Here is a 14690-nt window from a genome sequence, read left to right as displayed (position 1 = left end):
TTGAAGAAACTGGACAGCGAATGGCCTTGGAACTGGTCAGGCGAAGAGCCGACACTCGACGAATGCGATCAAAGCTTGCCACCCTGTTCCTCGCCACACTCGCCGCCGGCAGCTGCGTCCTCGCCGCCGCCTCTCCCGCCTCGGCCTCGGATGCGCAGGTCGGCAAACGTAAATGGATCAGCGCTGAGAGTGGCTGGCAGCGTGCGGGCGTGTTCGTCGAGCCCGGCGACCTCGTACAGGTGCAGCACGTCGGTGGCCGGTGGACGGTCGACCACCGCAAGTTCCCTTATGTGAGCGCGCGTGGGTACCCCTGGCACATCGACCGCGAGATCTATCAGGGGTGCAAGATCCTCGACAACCACACGTACGGCACGCTGATCGGGAAGATCAACGGACACGTCTTCAAGATCGGACAGCTGGCCGCCTACCGGGTCCACGAGGAAGGCTTCCTCGAGTTGCGCATCAACGACGAGGACCGGTGTCTCCGCGACAACGACGGCGCCGTTCGCGTGAAGGTCTCGATCATCGACGAAGGCTAGTGCGTATTGACGCTAAAGGGCAGGAAGGATACATTCCGGTAGATTTCACAGCCGTTCAGGGGAAATCCGGTGAGATGCCGGTGCGGACGCGCCACTGTATCCGGGACCTAGATCCCGGGAGCCAGGTCGCCTGGGCTGTTGTGACCTCACAGTTCGGGACGCGTCATCCCTGAGGAGGCACTGATGAGTGGCCTGTCCACTTCCACCACCATTCCCCTGCCACGCCTGCGGCTCTGGCTGCTGGCCGTACCCGTACTGCTGCTGATCGCCTACCTGGTCCTCATGGACAACGGGGCGATTTCCCAGACCGGTGCCTTCCTCCATGAACTCATGCACGACGGGCGCCACCTGCTCGGCGTGCCGTGTCACTAGGGGCAGGCATGATCCGGACCCTGATGGTCAGGGGGCTGCTGCTCGGCCTCCTGGCCGGGCTCGTCGCGGGCGGGTTCGCCTTCGTCTTCGGTGAGCCGCGGATCGACAGTGCGATCGCGCTGGAGGAGGCGGCCACCGCGGAGGCCGCGGGATCCGAGCCGGAGCCCGCCGGGCACAGCCATGAGATCAGCCGGCCGGTGCAGAAGGCCGGCCTCTTCCTGGCCACCGGGCTGTACGGCCTGGCCATCGGCGGGGTCTTCGCGCTGGTCTACGCCGGGCTGCGTGGCCGGGTCGGGCCGCGGAACGAGGGCGGGCTGGCGCTGAGCGCCGCGGGTATGGCGTTCGTGGCCATCATTCTCGTACCGTTCCTGAAATATCCGGCCAACCCGCCCGCGGTCGGCGATCCGGCGACCATCAACGACCGCACGTTCCTCTACGTGGTGATGGTCCTGGTGGGTCTGGCTGCGACCGCCATCGCGGTCGCGGTCGCCCGGCGGATCACGGCCGGATCGTGGCAGCGCTGGATCGGCGCGGTGGCCGCCTTCCTCGTGCCGGTGATCGCCGCGTGGGTGGTGCTGCCGACCGTCGACGAGGTTCCTGAGGGCTTCCCCGCCTCCTTGCTGTGGGAGTTCCGGGTGGCCTCGCTGGGCACGCACCTGGTGTTCTGGGCGGCGTTCGGTGTGCTCTTCGGGTGGGTCTCCGACCGGGCCGCCCGACGTGCCGAAGCCCTGGCCGCCGCCTGACCGGGGTGCTGTTCGTCCGGCATGCCAGCACGCCTGGCATGCGCGCTGCCCGCTTTCCCGCCGACGAGGACGCGGACCGGGCGGACCTGGCCAGGGCCGCCTCCCTGGCCGGGCGGCTCGGGAACGCGTCTGTCGCGTGGGTCTCGCCTGCTCCGGCCGCCGCGCAGACCGCCGCGGCGCTGGGGTGGGAGCCGCGTCCGGTCGCCGCGCTGGCCGAGGCCGATCACGGGCGTTGGCGCGGCCTGCCGTACAGCCGGATCGCCGAGACCGAGCCGGAGGCCCTGGCCGCCTGGCTCGCCGACCCGGACGCCGCGCCACATGGCGGCGAGAGCCTGGCGCGGGTGGCGTCCCGCGTCGCCGGGTGGCTGGAGTCCGTACGGGATCAGCATGACCTCGTGGCGGTCTGCGACGCCGGCGTGATCCGGGCCGCACTCGGCCACGCGCTCGGCCTCGACCCGTCACGCGCCGCCCGCTTCGACCTCGCGCCGCTGTCCACCACGCGGCTCGCGCCCGGCGCCGGCGGGTGGCGCGTCGTTCACGTCAACTGGAAGGCCACGTCGTGACCATCACCTATCCGTTCAGCGCCGTCGTCGGTCTTGCCGACCTGAAGCTGGCCCTGCTGCTCAACGCCGTCTCACCACGCGTCGGCGGAGTGCTGGTACGCGGCGAGAAGGGCACGGCCAAGTCCACGATCGTCCGCGCCCTGGCCGCCCAGCTGCCCGAGGTCCAGGTCGTGGCCGGGTGCCGGTTCGCGTGTGATCCGGCGGCGCCCGACCCCGGCTGTCCCGACGGGCCGCACGAGCCGGGCGAGCAGCGAGCCGTCCGGCCGGCCGCGCTCGTCGAGTTGCCGGTGGGCGCTTCCGAGGACCGGCTGGTCGGTTCCCTGGACGTGGAGCGGGCGCTGACCGAGGGGGTGAAGGCGTTCGAGCCGGGATTGCTGGCCGCCGCGCACCGGGGCGTGCTGTACGTCGACGAGGTGAACCTGCTGCACGATCACCTCGTCGACCTGCTGCTCGACGCGGCGGCGCTGGGCACCTGCTACGTCGAGCGGGAGTCGGTGTCGGTACGGCACGAGGCACGCTTCCTGCTGGTCGGCACCATGAATCCGGAGGAGGGCGAGCTGCGGCCGCAGCTCCTGGACCGCTTCGGCCTGACGGTCGAGGTGCGGGCGTCGCGGGATCCGCAGGAGCGGGCCGAGGTGATCCGGCGCAGGCTCGCTTTCGACGCGGACCCGGAGTCCTTCGCCGGCCGATGGAGGCCGGCCGAGTCCGAGCTGGCCGGGCGGATCGCCCGTGCCAGGGTGCGGCTCCCCGAGGTGCGGTTGCCTGATGCCAGGTTGCGGCAGATCTCCACGGTGTGCGCGGCGTTCGAGGTGGACGGCCTGCGGGCGGATCTGGTGACGGCCAACGCGGCCATCGCGCATGCCGCCTGGCACGGGCGGGACCGCGTGACGACCGAGGACGTGCGGGCGGCGGCGCGGCTGGCGTTGCCGCATCGGCGGCGGCGTGATCCGTTCGACGCGCCGGGGCTGGATGAGGAGTTGCTGGACCGGTTGCTGGAGGAGACTTCGGGCGACGACGATGACGAGCCGCCCGGCGGTGGCGCGGACCCCGAAATTTCAGGACCTGAGCCGGATGCCGGGTCCGGTGCGGATGATGATGGCGGCCGGCAGGATCCGGCGGCCGGCGGGCCTGGCGACGAGGGGGCGGCCGAACCCGAGGTTGGCAACGGGGCGGACCGGCCCGAGCTCGACGCGGGCGCGGCCGAGGGTGACCCAGGGAAAGGGCCCGGCGCGAGTCAGGTCGAGCCCCGCCCCGGCACTGGGCAGCCCGACCCCGGCGCGGGGCAGGTGGCTGCCATGGCGGCGCCGTACCGTGTGCCTCGTCTAGAGGTGCCCGGCGTCGGCGAGGGTGCGGCGGGACGGCGCTCGCGCTCGCGCACCCCGCGCGGCCGGGCCGCCGGCTCCCGGCAGCCGGAAGGCCGCCTGCGCGACCTGCATCTGACCGCCACCCTGCTGGCCGCCGCCCCTCACCAGCGACAGCGGGGCAGAACCGGGGCGGGGCTGCGGCTGCGTCCCGAGGACCTGCGTGAGGTCGTCCGCGAGGGCCGCGAGGGCAACCTGGTGCTCTTCGTCGTCGACGCGAGCGGCTCGATGGCCGCGCGCAGGCGGATGACCGCGGTCAAGACGGCGGTGCTGAGCCTGCTGCTCGACGCCTACCAGCGCAGGGACAAGGTCGGCCTGGTCACCTTCCGCGGCGACAGTGCCAGCGTGACGCTCCCGCCGACCTCCTCGGTCGAGGCGGGTGCGGCCAGGCTGCGTTCGCTGCCGACCGGCGGGCGTACGCCGCTGGCGGCCGGGCTGGTCGCGGCGGCCGAGGTGCTGCGGGTGGAGCGGCTGCGCGATCCGGCCCGGCGCCCGCTGCTCGTGCTGGTGACCGACGGGCGCGCCACGGCGGGCGGCGACGTGGACCGGGCCGCCGATCTGCTGCGCGGCACGGCGAGCGTGGTCGTGGACTGCGAGGGCGGCCCGGTGCGGCTGGGGCTGGCCGTACGGCTGGCCGCCAGGCTCGGCGCCGCGCTGCTGCCGCTCGATTCACTGGGCGAGCTGGGCTCGCTGGTACGCGACTATCGGAAGGTGGGTTGAGATGCCTCAGGGCAAGCCGGAGCACGTGCCCGACGACGGGCTGACCACACGGCAACGCAGGTCCAGGCCGTTGCTGATGGTCCACACCGGGCCGGGCAAGGGCAAGTCGACGGCGGCGTTCGGCATGGCGCTGCGCGCCTGGAATCAGGGCTGGCCGATCGGCGTGTTCCAGTTCGTCAAGTCGGCCAAGTGGCGCATCGGCGAGGAGCGGGCGCTGAAGGTCCTCGGCGCCGGCGACGAGGGCGGGCCGGTCACCTGGCACAAGATGGGCGAGGGCTGGTCGTGGATCCAGCGGCCGGGGACCGAGGAGGACCACGCGCGGGACGCCCGCGAGGGCTGGGAGCAGATCAAGCGCGATCTGGCCGCCGAGACCTACCGCTTCTACGTGCTGGACGAGTTCACCTACCCGCTGAAGTGGGGCTGGCTGGACCTGGACGACGTGCTGGCGACGCTGCTGTCCAGGCCGGGCAACCAGCACGTGGTGATCACCGGGCGGGACGCGCCGGAGCGACTGATCGAGGCGGCCGACCTGGTGACCGAGATGGGCAAGGTACGCCACCCGATGGACGCCGGGCAGAAGGGCCAGAAGGGCATCGAGTGGTAGTTCCGCGCCTGGTCATCGCCGCTCCCGCGTCCGGCAGCGGCAAGACGACGGTGGCGACGGGGCTCATGGCCGCGCTGCGGGCGCGCGGGCTGCGGGTGTCGCCGCACAAGGTGGGGCCCGACTACATCGACCCCGGCTACCACGCTCTGGCCGCCGGTCGGCCGGGCCGCAACCTGGACCCGTGGCTGACCGGCGAGGAGCGGGTGACGCCGCTGTTCCTGCACGGGGCGCGCGGGTGCGACATCGCCGTGGTCGAGGGCGTCATGGGGCTGTTCGACGGCAAGGGCGGCACCGTGCCGGACTCGGGCACACCGGACACCGTGCCGGACTCGGGCACATCGGACACCGTGCCGGACTCGGGCACATCAGACTTCGCCTCGACGGCACACGTCGCCCGGCTGCTGGACGCGCCGGTGGTGCTCGTGGTGGACGTCGCCCGGCAGAGCCGGTCGGTCGCCGCGACCGTGCACGGTTTCTCCACCTTCGACCCGCGGGTGCGGGTGGGCGGGGTGATCCTCAACCGGGTGGGGTCGGACCGGCACGAGGAGCTGTGCCGGGCCGCGCTGGGGGACGTGCCGGTGCTCGGGGCCATCCGGCGGGACGACGCCGTGGCTACCCCGTCACGTCACCTGGGACTGATCCCCGCGGCTGAGCGCGAGTCCGAGGCGCTGGCGGCGGTGGGGCGGCTGGGCGAGCTGGTAGCCCGCTCGTGCGACCTGGAAGCCCTGGTACGGCTGGCCGGCACGGCTCCCCCTCTGCACGCACGGCCGTGGGAGCCCGCGGCGGTGGCGCAGCCGTACGGGAAGCTCGTCGCGGTGGCGGGCGGGGCGGCCTTCACCTTCGGCTACGCCGAGCACGTCGAGTTGCTGCGCTCGGCGGGCGCGGAGATCGCGGTCTTCGACCCGCTGCGGGATGAACGGCTGCCCGAGGGGACCGCGGCGATCGTCATCGGTGGCGGCTTCCCCGAGGTCTACGCCGACCGGCTCGCCGCCAACGAGCCGCTGCGCAAGCAGGTGGCCGCCTTCGACGGGCCCATCGCCGCGGAGTGCGCCGGGCTGCTCTACCTGTGCGAGGAGCTGGACGGGCTGCCGATGTGCGGCAGGGTGCCGGGGGTGGCCCGGATGACGGACCGGCTGACCCTCGGCTACCGGGAGGCGATCTCCGGGACGTCGCTGCTGACCCGCGAGGGCGAGCGGCACCGCGGACACGAGTTCCACCGCACCACGATCATCTCGCCGAAGGAGCCGCTGTTCCGCTGGGCGGGGGGCGCCGACGGCTACGGCGACGCCCTCGTGACCGCCTCCTACCTGCACCTGCACTGGGCGGGCAGGCCAGAGCTGGCTCAGCGGATAGTCGACTACAGGCACCGGAGAAGCGAGTGACGTCCGCCTGGTCACCGTCGACGACCTCTATGCGTGATCACTCCTCCTCGCTCGCGATGGCGTTGATCGCCGCCACCGCCATCGCGCTGCCGCCTCGGCGGCCGTGGACGACCAGGTAGTCCAGGTCGCTGGCGGCCAGTGCCTGCTTGGACTCGGCAGCGCCGATGAAGCCCACCGGGAGGCCCAGCACTGCCGCCGGGCGTCCCGCCCCCTCGGCGACCAGCTCCAGGAGCCGGAAGAGCGCGGTCGGGGCGTTGCCGATGGCCACCACCGAGCCGGCCAGCCGATCGCGCCACAGCTCCAGCGCGGCGGCGCTGCGGGTGGTGCTCAGGCGTTCGGCGAGGGCCGGGACGCCGGGCTCTGACAGCGTGCAGAGGATCTCGTTGTCCGCCGGGAGGCGGCGGCGGGTGACGCCGGAGGCGACCATCATGGCGTCGCACAGGATCGGCGCCCCCGCACGCAGGGCTTCGCGGGCGTTCGTCACCACGTTCGGTGACCAGGCCAGGTCACGGGTCAGGTCGGTCATTCCGCAGGCGTGGATCATCCGGACCGCGACCTGGGCCACCTCCGGGGGCATCCCGCTCAGGTCGGCCTCGGCGCGGATGGTGGCGAACGACTGCCGGTAGATCTCGGCGCCGTCGCGGATGTAGTCGATCACTTCTGCCTTTCCTCGTATCCGCCGGGGGTGGCGACCATCTGGATGACCGGCCCGGGCGGCAGCCCGCACAGGCGGTCGCAGCCCGCCCAGTGCACGGGGCGGTCGGTGTGACGCTCATGGACCCAGCGGGCGGCGTCAGTCTGTACGTCGGCCAGGGACTTGGCACAACCGGGGCGGCCGGTGCACGCGGTCACGCCGGCCCAGGGAGAGTTCGGGTCGGTGATGAATCCCACATCCTCCGGCACGCGGGGCAGCACGACCGTGCGCCATGGCGTGAGCCGTACCTCCTCGGCGGCTTCGGCCAGGGCCAGCAACTGACGTGGGGACAGGCGGCCGAGCGGGATCAGTGCCTGGTGGGGGCCGGGTTCGGTGGAAGGTGGGGTGCCGCGCCGGGCCGCGCCCAGCTCCGTGCCGAGCTCGGCGGCGACGCGGGCGGGCCCCAGCTCGGAGATGCGCCATTCGGCGGAGCGCAGCCGCAGGAACGCCTCGGCGGCCTCCAGCATCAGCTCCACCGTTCCCGGCAACCCCGTCTCCCGCCCGGCCAGCAGCAGCCGCCCCTCCACCAGGGCCACATCGGCGGCCAGCCCCGTCTCACCGATCGCGAACAGGAAACGCCCGGGCAGCTCGGCCAGCTCCGGCCGGGCGCACAGGGCGCGGTCGAGGTCGATGATCAGCTCTCGGTCGACGAGAGGCGAGGCGACGATGTTGCGTACCCGCTCGTGGGTCGGCGAGGGCAGCAGCCCGGCCGCGGCGATGCGTTCAGCGAAGGCCTCCGGATCCCGCAACGCGCGCACCTGCAGGTTGGCCCGCGAGGTCAGCTCGATCACACCCGAGCCCAGCTCGCTCGCGCACGCCGCCAGCTCGCGCAGCTGCCCGGCGGAGAGCAGACCGCCCGGGGTGCGGACGCGGGCCAGCGGCCCGTCGGCGGCTTGGTGCAGCTGGAGCGCCCCCGGACAGGCGTCTGGATGTGTTCGTCCGGATATGGACACGTTGAGGATGGTAACGCCCATTCCTGCTGCCGTAGGCTTGCCCACAGGCGAAGGCTAGGAGGAAGCCGGTGTGAATCCGGCGCGGTCCCGCCACTGTCACCGGGGAGCGAGCCCCCACCGCAGGCCACCGAGAGGGAAGGCCGGGGGTGAGCGGCGATCCGGGAGCCAGGAGACTCCGGCCTTTCGTGACACCTGCGACCGGGGCGAGGACCCCGAGGGAGGACGTCTTCGTGCCCACTGTCCTGCTGCTGTCCACTTCGGACACCGACCTGCTCAGTGCCAAGGCCAGCGGTGCCGGCTACCGGCTGGGCAACCCCGCCAGGCTGACCCCCGGCGATCTCCCCCTGGAGGGCGTCGACCTCGTCGTGGTCCGCCTGCTCGGTGGCCGCAGGGCCTGGGAAGAGGGCCTGGACGCGCTTGTGTCCGGTCCCCGCCCGGTCGTGGTGCTGGGCGGCGAGCAGGCGCCCGACGCCGAGCTGATGGAGCTGTCCACCGTGCCCGGCGGCGTGGTCGCCGAAGCACACGCCTATCTGGCGCACGGCGGCCCGCGCAACCTGGCCCAGCTGCACGCTTTCCTCTCCGACACCGTGCTGCTGACCGGCCACGGCTTCGCCCCGCCCGAGGCCGCGCCCTCCTGGGGCGTGCTGGAGCGCGAGTCCACCGGGACGGGTCCGGTGATCGGCGTCCTGTACTACCGGGCTCACCACATGGCGGGCAACACCGGCTTCGTCGAGGCGCTGTGCCGGGCCGTCGAGGAGGCCGGAGGGCGGGCGCTTCCCGTCTTCTGCTCCTCTCTCCGTACGGCGGAGCCGGAGCTGCTGGAAACGCTGAGAGCGGCGGACGCCCTGGTCGTCACCGTGCTCGCGGCGGGCGGTTCCCGCCCGGCCACCGCGGGCGCGGGCGGGGACGACGAGGCCTGGGACGTGGGCGCGCTGGCCGATCTCGACGTGCCGATCCTCCAGGGGCTCTGCCTGACCACCAGCAGGCAGGCGTGGGCGGAGAACGACGACGGCCTGTCGCCCCTGGACGCCGCCTCTCAGGTGGCCATCCCCGAGTTCGACGGGCGCATCATCACCGTGCCGTTCTCGTTCAAGGAGATCGACGCCGACGGGCTGACCGTCTACGTGGCCGACCCCGAGCGGGCCGCCCGGGTGGCCGGCATCGCCGTACGGCACGGCCTGCTCCGGCACGTGCCGCCTGCCGAGCGGCGGCTGGTAATCATGCTTTCCGCCTATCCGACCAAGCACTCCCGGGTCGGCAACGCGGTCGGCCTTGACACGCCCGCCAGTGCCGTACGCCTGCTCAGGCGCCTGGCCGAGGCGGGCTATGACGTGGGAGAGGGCTTCCCCGGCGTGGCCGAGCAGGACGGCGACGCGCTCATCCACGCGCTCATCGCGGCGGGCGGGCAGGACCAGGACTGGCTGACCGAGGAGCACCTGGCGGGCAACCCGGTGCGCATCCCGGGACAGGCCTACACCGCTTGGTACCGCACGCTCCCCGAGGACCTGCGCGAGGAGATGGAGCGGCACTGGGGGCCGCCGCCGGGCGAGTTGTTCGTGCACGAGGGCGACATCGTCCTGGCCGCCCTGCGCGCCGGGAACCTCGTGGTCATGGTGCAGCCGCCGCGCGGCTTCGGCGAGAATCCGATCGCCATCTACCACGACCCCGATTTGCCGCCCAGCCACCACTACCTGGCCGCCTACCGGTGGCTGTCGGCCCAGTTCGGTGCGCACGCCATGGTGCACGTGGGCAAGCACGGCAACCTGGAGTGGCTGCCGGGCAAGTCGGCGGGGATGTCGGCTTCGTGCGGCACCGACGCGGCGATCGGGGACCTGCCGCTGGTCTACCCGTTCCTGGTCAACGACCCGGGTGAGGGCACGCAGGCCAAGCGGCGGGCGCACGCGGTGCTGGTCGACCACCTGGTGCCGCCGATGGCTCGCGCCGAGACCTATGGCGACATTTCCAGGCTTGAGCAGCTGCTCGACGAGCACGCCACCATCGCCGCCATGGATCCGGCCAAGCTGCCCGCCATCCGCGCCCAGATCTGGACCCTGATCCAGGCCGCCCGGCTCGACCATGATCTGGGTTTGGCGGACCGGCCGCACGACAGCGAGTTCGACGACTTCCTGCTGCACGTGGACGGCTGGCTGTGCGAAATCAAGGACGCGCAGATCCGCGACGGGCTGCACGTGCTCGGCCAGGCCCCCGAAGGGCAGGTCCGGGTGGACCTGGTGCTGGCGATGCTCCGGGCCAGGCAGATGTGGGCGGGCAAGGAGACCCTGCCCGGCCTGCGCGAGGCACTCGGCCTGGCCGAGGACGGCACGGCGAGTCTGTCGGCCGTGGACCGGGCGGAGGCGACCGCGCGTGCGCTGGTCGAGGGCATGGAGGAGCGGGGCTGGGAGCCATCCGCCGCGGCGGAGGTGGTGGTGGCACACGCCGACGTGCCGGAATTATCCGGCGATCGACGTGACCTCGTCACCCGCATCCTGACCTTCGCCGCGACGGAGGTGGTGCCCAGGCTCCGCCGTACCACCGACGAGATCGACCACGTGCTGCACGCCCTCGACGGCGGCTACGTCCCCGCCGGACCGAGCGGAAGCCCGCTGCGCGGCCTGATCAACGTGCTGCCGACCGGCCGCAACTTCTACTCGGTCGACCCGCGCGCGGTGCCCAGCCGCCTCGCCTGGGAGACCGGCCAGGCCATGGCCGACTCCCTGCTGCAGCGCTACCGCACCGACCACGGCGAGTGGCCGCGCTCGGTGGGCCTGTCGGTCTGGGGCACCAGTGCCATGCGCACGGCGGGCGACGACGTGGCCGAGGTCCTCGCACTCCTCGGCATCCGCCCGGAATGGGATGAGATGTCCAGGAGGGTGACGCGGCTGGAGCCGATCCCCCTCGCCGAGCTCGGCCGCCCCCGCATCGACGTGACCGTCCGCATCAGCGGCTTCTTCCGCGATGCCTTCCCGCACGTGGTGGCCATGCTCGACGACGCTGTACGGCTGGCCGCTTCGCTGGAGGAGCCGGATGAGGACAACTACATCCGCGCCCACGTACGAGCCGACGGCAGCGAGCGCCGCATCTTCGGCTCGGCGCCGGGGGCCTACGGCGCCGGGCTGCTCCCGCTGATCGACAGCCGCACCTGGCGCGACGACGCCGACCTGGCCGAGGTCTACGCCGTCTGGGGCGGCTTCGCCTATGGCCGCGACCTGGAGGGCGTGCCCGCACGGCAGGACATGGAGAACGCCTACCGCCGGATCGCGGTCGCCGCCAAGAACGTCGACACCCGCGAGCACGACATCGCCGACTCCGACGACTACTTCCAGTACCACGGCGGCATGGTCGCCACCGTCCGGGCGCTGACCGGAAAGGCTCCCGCCGCCTACGTGGGCGACAGCACGCGCCCCGACGCGGTCCGCACCCGCACGCTCGCGGAGGAGACCTCCAGGATCTTCCGCGCCCGCGTGGTCAACCCGCAGTGGCTGGCCGCGATGCGCAGGCACGGCTACAAGGGCGCTTTCGAGCTGGCCGCGACCGTGGACTACCTGTTCGGCTACGACGCCACGACCGGGGTCATGGCGGACTGGATGTACGACAAGCTCACCCAGGCCTACGTGCTGGACCCGGAGAACCGGGAGTTCATGGCCACATCCAACCCATGGGCGCTGCACGGCATCGCCGAGCGGCTGCTGGAGGCGGCCGAGCGCGGCATGTGGGAGCACCCGGACGAGCAGACCCTGCGCGAGCTGCAGGAGGTCTATCTCAAGACCGAAGGCGATCTGGAGGATCGGTGACCGGACGACTGTACGGCGTGGGCCTGGGACCGGGCGATCCGGAACTGGTGACGGTCAAGACCGCCCGGCTGATCGGCGAGGCCGACGTGATCGCGTACCACGCCGCCAGGCACGGGCGCAGCATCGCCCGCTCGATCGCGCTGACGTACATGCGGGAGGGCCAGATCGAGGAGCTCCTGCAGTACCCGTTGACGGTCGAGACCACCGACCATCCGGGTGGGTACCAGGGCGCGCTGGACGACTTCTACGCCGAGTGCGCGGCGCGGCTGGCCGCCCACCTCGACGCGGGCCGGACGGTCGTCGTGCTCAGCGAGGGCGATCCGCTCTTCTACGGCTCTTACATGCACATGCACAAGCGGCTGGCCCACCGTTACCCGACGGAGGTGGTGCCCGGTGTGACCTCGGTGAGCGCGGCGGCCGCCGTGCTGGGGCGGCCCCTGGTGGAGCGCGAGGAGGTGCTGACCGTGCTGCCGGGCACGCTCCCGGGCGAGGTGCTGGCCGAGCGGCTGCGCGCGACCGACTCGGCGGCGGTGCTCAAGCTGGGCCGGACCTTCGAGAAGGTGCGCGACGCCTTCGCCGAGGCCGGGCGGCTGGAGGATGCCTGGTACGTGGAGCGCGCCAGCATGGGCGCCGAACGGGTCGCGCCGCTCAAGGAGGTGGACCCGGACGGCGTGCCGTACTTCTCCCTGGCCCTGCTGGCCAGCCCGGCCGAGCGCACCTTCGTGCCGAAGGACGACGCGCAAGCACCCGGAGGTGGCGAGGTGGTCGTGGTGGGGCTGGGTCCCGCCGGGCGGCCCTGGCTGACTCCCGAGGCGCAGGACGCGCTCGCCTTGGCGACCGACATCGTGGGATACGGGCCGTACGTCGACCGGGTGGCCCCCAACCCTCGCCAAGAACGCCACCGCACCGACAACCGGGTCGAGGCCGAACGCGCCAGGCATGCCCTGGAGCTGGCGCGGCAGGGCAGGCGGGTGGCCGTGGTCTCGTCGGGCGATCCTGGGGTGTTCGCCATGGCGAGCGCGGTGCTGGAGGCCTCGGCGGACTACCCGGACGTCCCGGTGCGCGTGGTGCCGGGGCTGACCGCGGCCCAGGCGGTCGCCTCCCGGGTGGGTGCTCCCCTGGGCCACGACTACTGCGTGATCTCCCTGTCCGACCTGCTCAAGCCGTGGGAGGTGGTGGCCGCCCGGCTCAGCGCCGCGGCTCGGGCCGACCTGGTGCTGGCGATCTACAACCCCGCTTCGCGCAGCCGTACTTGGCAGGTGGCCGCCGCACGTGATCTGCTTCTGGAGCACCGCCTTCCGGAGACGCCCGTGGTGATCGGGCGGGACGTCGGCGGGGCCGGCGAGTCCGTGACGGTGACGACGCTGGGCGAGCTCGACCCGGATCGGGTGGACATGCGCTGCCTGTTGATCGTCGGGTCGTCCACCACCCGCGTGACCCCGCAGGGCACGGTCTTCACGCCGCGCCGATATCCCTGAGCCAATCGAGCGCGGCCGGGACCGTCTCGACGTGGGTCACGCCGCCCGGCAGGGGCGGACGGTCAACCATGATCACCTTGAGGCCTCGTTCCCCGGCCGCGGCGAGCTTGGCCTGGGTCAGCTCGCCGCCGCTGTCCTTGGTGACCAGGACGGTCAGGTGGTGCTCATCGATGAGGGCTAGCTCGCCTGCGAAGGTGTACGGCCCGCGGTCCAGGATGATGTGGACATTTCGCGGAATCGGCGGCTCGGGGGGATCCACCGATCTGGCGAGGAACCAGACGCCGGTCAGGCCTGCGAAGATCGGCAGGCTCCGGCGGCCGGTGGTCAGGAACACCCGGTCACCGGCTGCCAGCTCGGCGGCGGCCGCCTCCAGCGAGGGCGCCCGGAGCTCGCCCGGCACCTGCGGCCAGCCGGGCCTGCGCAGCACCAGCAGCGGAGTCCCGGTCAGCCGGGCCGCCTCGACCGCGGAAGCGGTCATGCGCGCCGCGAAGGGATGGGTCGCGTCGATCAGCGCATCGGGACGTTCCTTCCGCACCCACGCGGCCAGCCCCTCCGGCCCGCCGAACCCGCCCTCGCGCACCTCTCCGGCCGGCAGCCTCGGATTGCGCACCCGCCCCGCCAGCGAGGAGATCACGTGCACGCCCCGCTCGACCAGCTCCGCCGCCAGCGCTCTGGCCTCGGCGGTGCCGCCCAGGATCAGGACCCGTCGCACGATCTGTCCCTGGCCGCGCTGTAGAGGTGGCTGTCGGGGAACTCCGACGCGGTCAGCACCCGCCCGACCACGATCACCGCGGTCCGTTTGATCCCGGCCTCGTGCACCTGTGCGGCGATGTCCGCCAGGGTGCCGCGCAGGATGCGCTCGTCGGTCCGGCTGGCGTACGCCACCACCGCCACCGGGCAGTCCGCGCCGTAGACCGGCAGCAACTCCGCCACCACGGAGTCGATCCGCTGGACAGCCAGATGCAGCACCATGGTCGCCCGGCCCGCGCCGAGGGTCGCCAGGTCCTCGCCCGGCGGCATCGGCGTGGCACGGGCCGAGGTCCTGGTGAGGATGACGCTCTGGCCGACACCCGGCACGGTCAGCTCCCGCCGCAGCGAGGCCGCCGCCGCCGCGAACGCCGGGACTCCGGGCACGATCTCGTACGGCACGCCGAGCTCTTCCAGCCTGCGTACCTGTTCGGCGACGGCGCTGAAGATCGACGGATCCCCGGAGTGGAGCCGGGTGACATCCCGGCCGCCGGCGTGTGCCGTCGCGATCTCCGCCACGATCTGGTCCAGCGTGAGGTTGGCCGTGTCCACCAGCCGTGCCCCCGGAGGGCAGGCGTCGAGCAGGTCGCGGGGCACGAGCGAGCCCGCGTACAGACAGACGGGCGCCGATTCCAGCAGGCGCAGGCCGCGCACGGTGATCAAGTCGGCGGCGCCGGGACCGGCACCGATGAAATAGACCGTCATCAGATCCCTTCCTCTGCCACGGTCATGCGTCACCTTCC

The 14690-nt window shown here is 72.5% G+C and carries 13 protein-coding genes and 1 riboswitch; of the genes, 9 read left to right on the top strand and 4 right to left on the bottom strand.

Going from position 1 to position 14690, the window contains the following annotated elements; all coding sequences use genetic code 11:
- Window positions 1-62 precede the first annotated feature (62 nt).
- The 7 genes from OHA25_RS09825 (at window position 63) to OHA25_RS09795 (ending at window position 6284) form a co-directional block, all read left to right on the top strand.
- A complete protein-coding gene (locus OHA25_RS09825) occupies window positions 63-539 on the top strand; it encodes a hypothetical protein (RefSeq protein ID WP_327587260.1) in 477 nt (158 codons plus the stop codon).
- A gap of 183 nt (window positions 540-722) precedes the next feature.
- Window positions 723-911 (top strand): CbtB domain-containing protein, encoded by a 189-nt coding sequence (locus tag OHA25_RS09820; RefSeq protein WP_305917408.1) that lies wholly within the window; start codon window positions 723-725, stop codon window positions 909-911.
- A gap of 8 nt (window positions 912-919) precedes the next feature.
- Window positions 920-1654: a CbtA family protein gene (locus OHA25_RS09815; RefSeq protein WP_327587259.1), complete on the top strand. Its 735-nt coding sequence runs from the start codon at window positions 920-922 to the stop codon at window positions 1652-1654.
- Complete coding sequence (locus OHA25_RS09810; RefSeq protein WP_327587258.1) at window positions 1603-2217, top strand: histidine phosphatase family protein; 615 nt, start codon at window positions 1603-1605, stop codon at window positions 2215-2217. Before OHA25_RS09815 ends, OHA25_RS09810 begins: the two co-directional genes overlap by 52 nt.
- The gene (locus OHA25_RS09805) at window positions 2214-4298 is read left to right on the top strand and encodes a putative cobaltochelatase (protein WP_327587257.1); all 2085 of its coding nucleotides are present in this window, start codon (window positions 2214-2216) and stop codon (window positions 4296-4298) included. Before OHA25_RS09810 ends, OHA25_RS09805 begins: the two co-directional genes overlap by 4 nt.
- A 1-nt stretch (window position 4299) precedes the next feature.
- Window positions 4300-4902 (top strand): cob(I)yrinic acid a,c-diamide adenosyltransferase, encoded by a 603-nt coding sequence (gene cobO, locus OHA25_RS09800; RefSeq protein WP_327587256.1) that lies wholly within the window; start codon window positions 4300-4302, stop codon window positions 4900-4902.
- Between the two features lie 8 nt (window positions 4903-4910).
- Window positions 4911-6284: a cobyrinate a,c-diamide synthase gene (locus OHA25_RS09795; protein WP_327590953.1), complete on the top strand. Its 1374-nt coding sequence runs from the start codon at window positions 4911-4913 to the stop codon at window positions 6282-6284.
- A 37-nt stretch (window positions 6285-6321) separates the two neighbouring features.
- Here the strand turns inward: OHA25_RS09795 and OHA25_RS09790 are convergent, their stop codons facing one another.
- Window positions 6322-6942, bottom strand: a complete 621-nt coding sequence (locus tag OHA25_RS09790; RefSeq protein WP_327587255.1) for a precorrin-8X methylmutase — start codon at window positions 6940-6942, stop codon at window positions 6322-6324.
- Window positions 6939-7931, bottom strand: coding sequence for a precorrin-3B synthase (locus OHA25_RS09785; RefSeq protein ID WP_327587254.1), 993 nt, complete (start codon window positions 7929-7931; stop codon window positions 6939-6941). The genes OHA25_RS09790 and OHA25_RS09785 overlap by 4 nt, the downstream gene beginning before the upstream one ends.
- 16 nt (window positions 7932-7947) lie before the next feature.
- A riboswitch (cobalamin riboswitch) is annotated at window positions 7948-8129 on the top strand.
- Between the two features lie 32 nt (window positions 8130-8161).
- On the opposite strand from OHA25_RS09785, the gene cobN reads away from it, so the two are divergent.
- A complete protein-coding gene (gene cobN, locus OHA25_RS09780; RefSeq protein ID WP_327587253.1) occupies window positions 8162-11722 on the top strand; it encodes a cobaltochelatase subunit CobN in 3561 nt (1186 codons plus the stop codon).
- Complete coding sequence (cobJ, locus tag OHA25_RS09775; protein WP_327587252.1) at window positions 11719-13200, top strand: precorrin-3B C(17)-methyltransferase; 1482 nt, start codon at window positions 11719-11721, stop codon at window positions 13198-13200. The genes cobN and cobJ overlap by 4 nt, the downstream gene beginning before the upstream one ends.
- Here cobJ and OHA25_RS09770 read toward each other — a convergent pair.
- Complete coding sequence (locus OHA25_RS09770) at window positions 13178-13912, bottom strand: cobalt-precorrin-6A reductase (protein WP_327587251.1); 735 nt, start codon at window positions 13910-13912, stop codon at window positions 13178-13180. The two genes, cobJ and OHA25_RS09770, sit on opposite strands and share 23 nt — an antisense overlap.
- On the bottom strand, window positions 13897-14652 hold the full coding sequence (cobM, locus tag OHA25_RS09765) for a precorrin-4 C(11)-methyltransferase (RefSeq protein WP_327587250.1): 756 nt from the start codon (window positions 14650-14652) through the stop codon (window positions 13897-13899). The genes OHA25_RS09770 and cobM overlap by 16 nt, the downstream gene beginning before the upstream one ends.
- Window positions 14653-14690: the final 38 nt, after the last annotated feature.

Source organism: Nonomuraea sp. NBC_00507, from assembly GCF_036013525.1.
Classification (GTDB): domain Bacteria; phylum Actinomycetota; class Actinomycetes; order Streptosporangiales; family Streptosporangiaceae; genus Nonomuraea.
The sequence above is the reverse complement of the archived record's forward strand: the minus strand, read 5'-3'. Positions and strand labels throughout refer to the sequence as shown.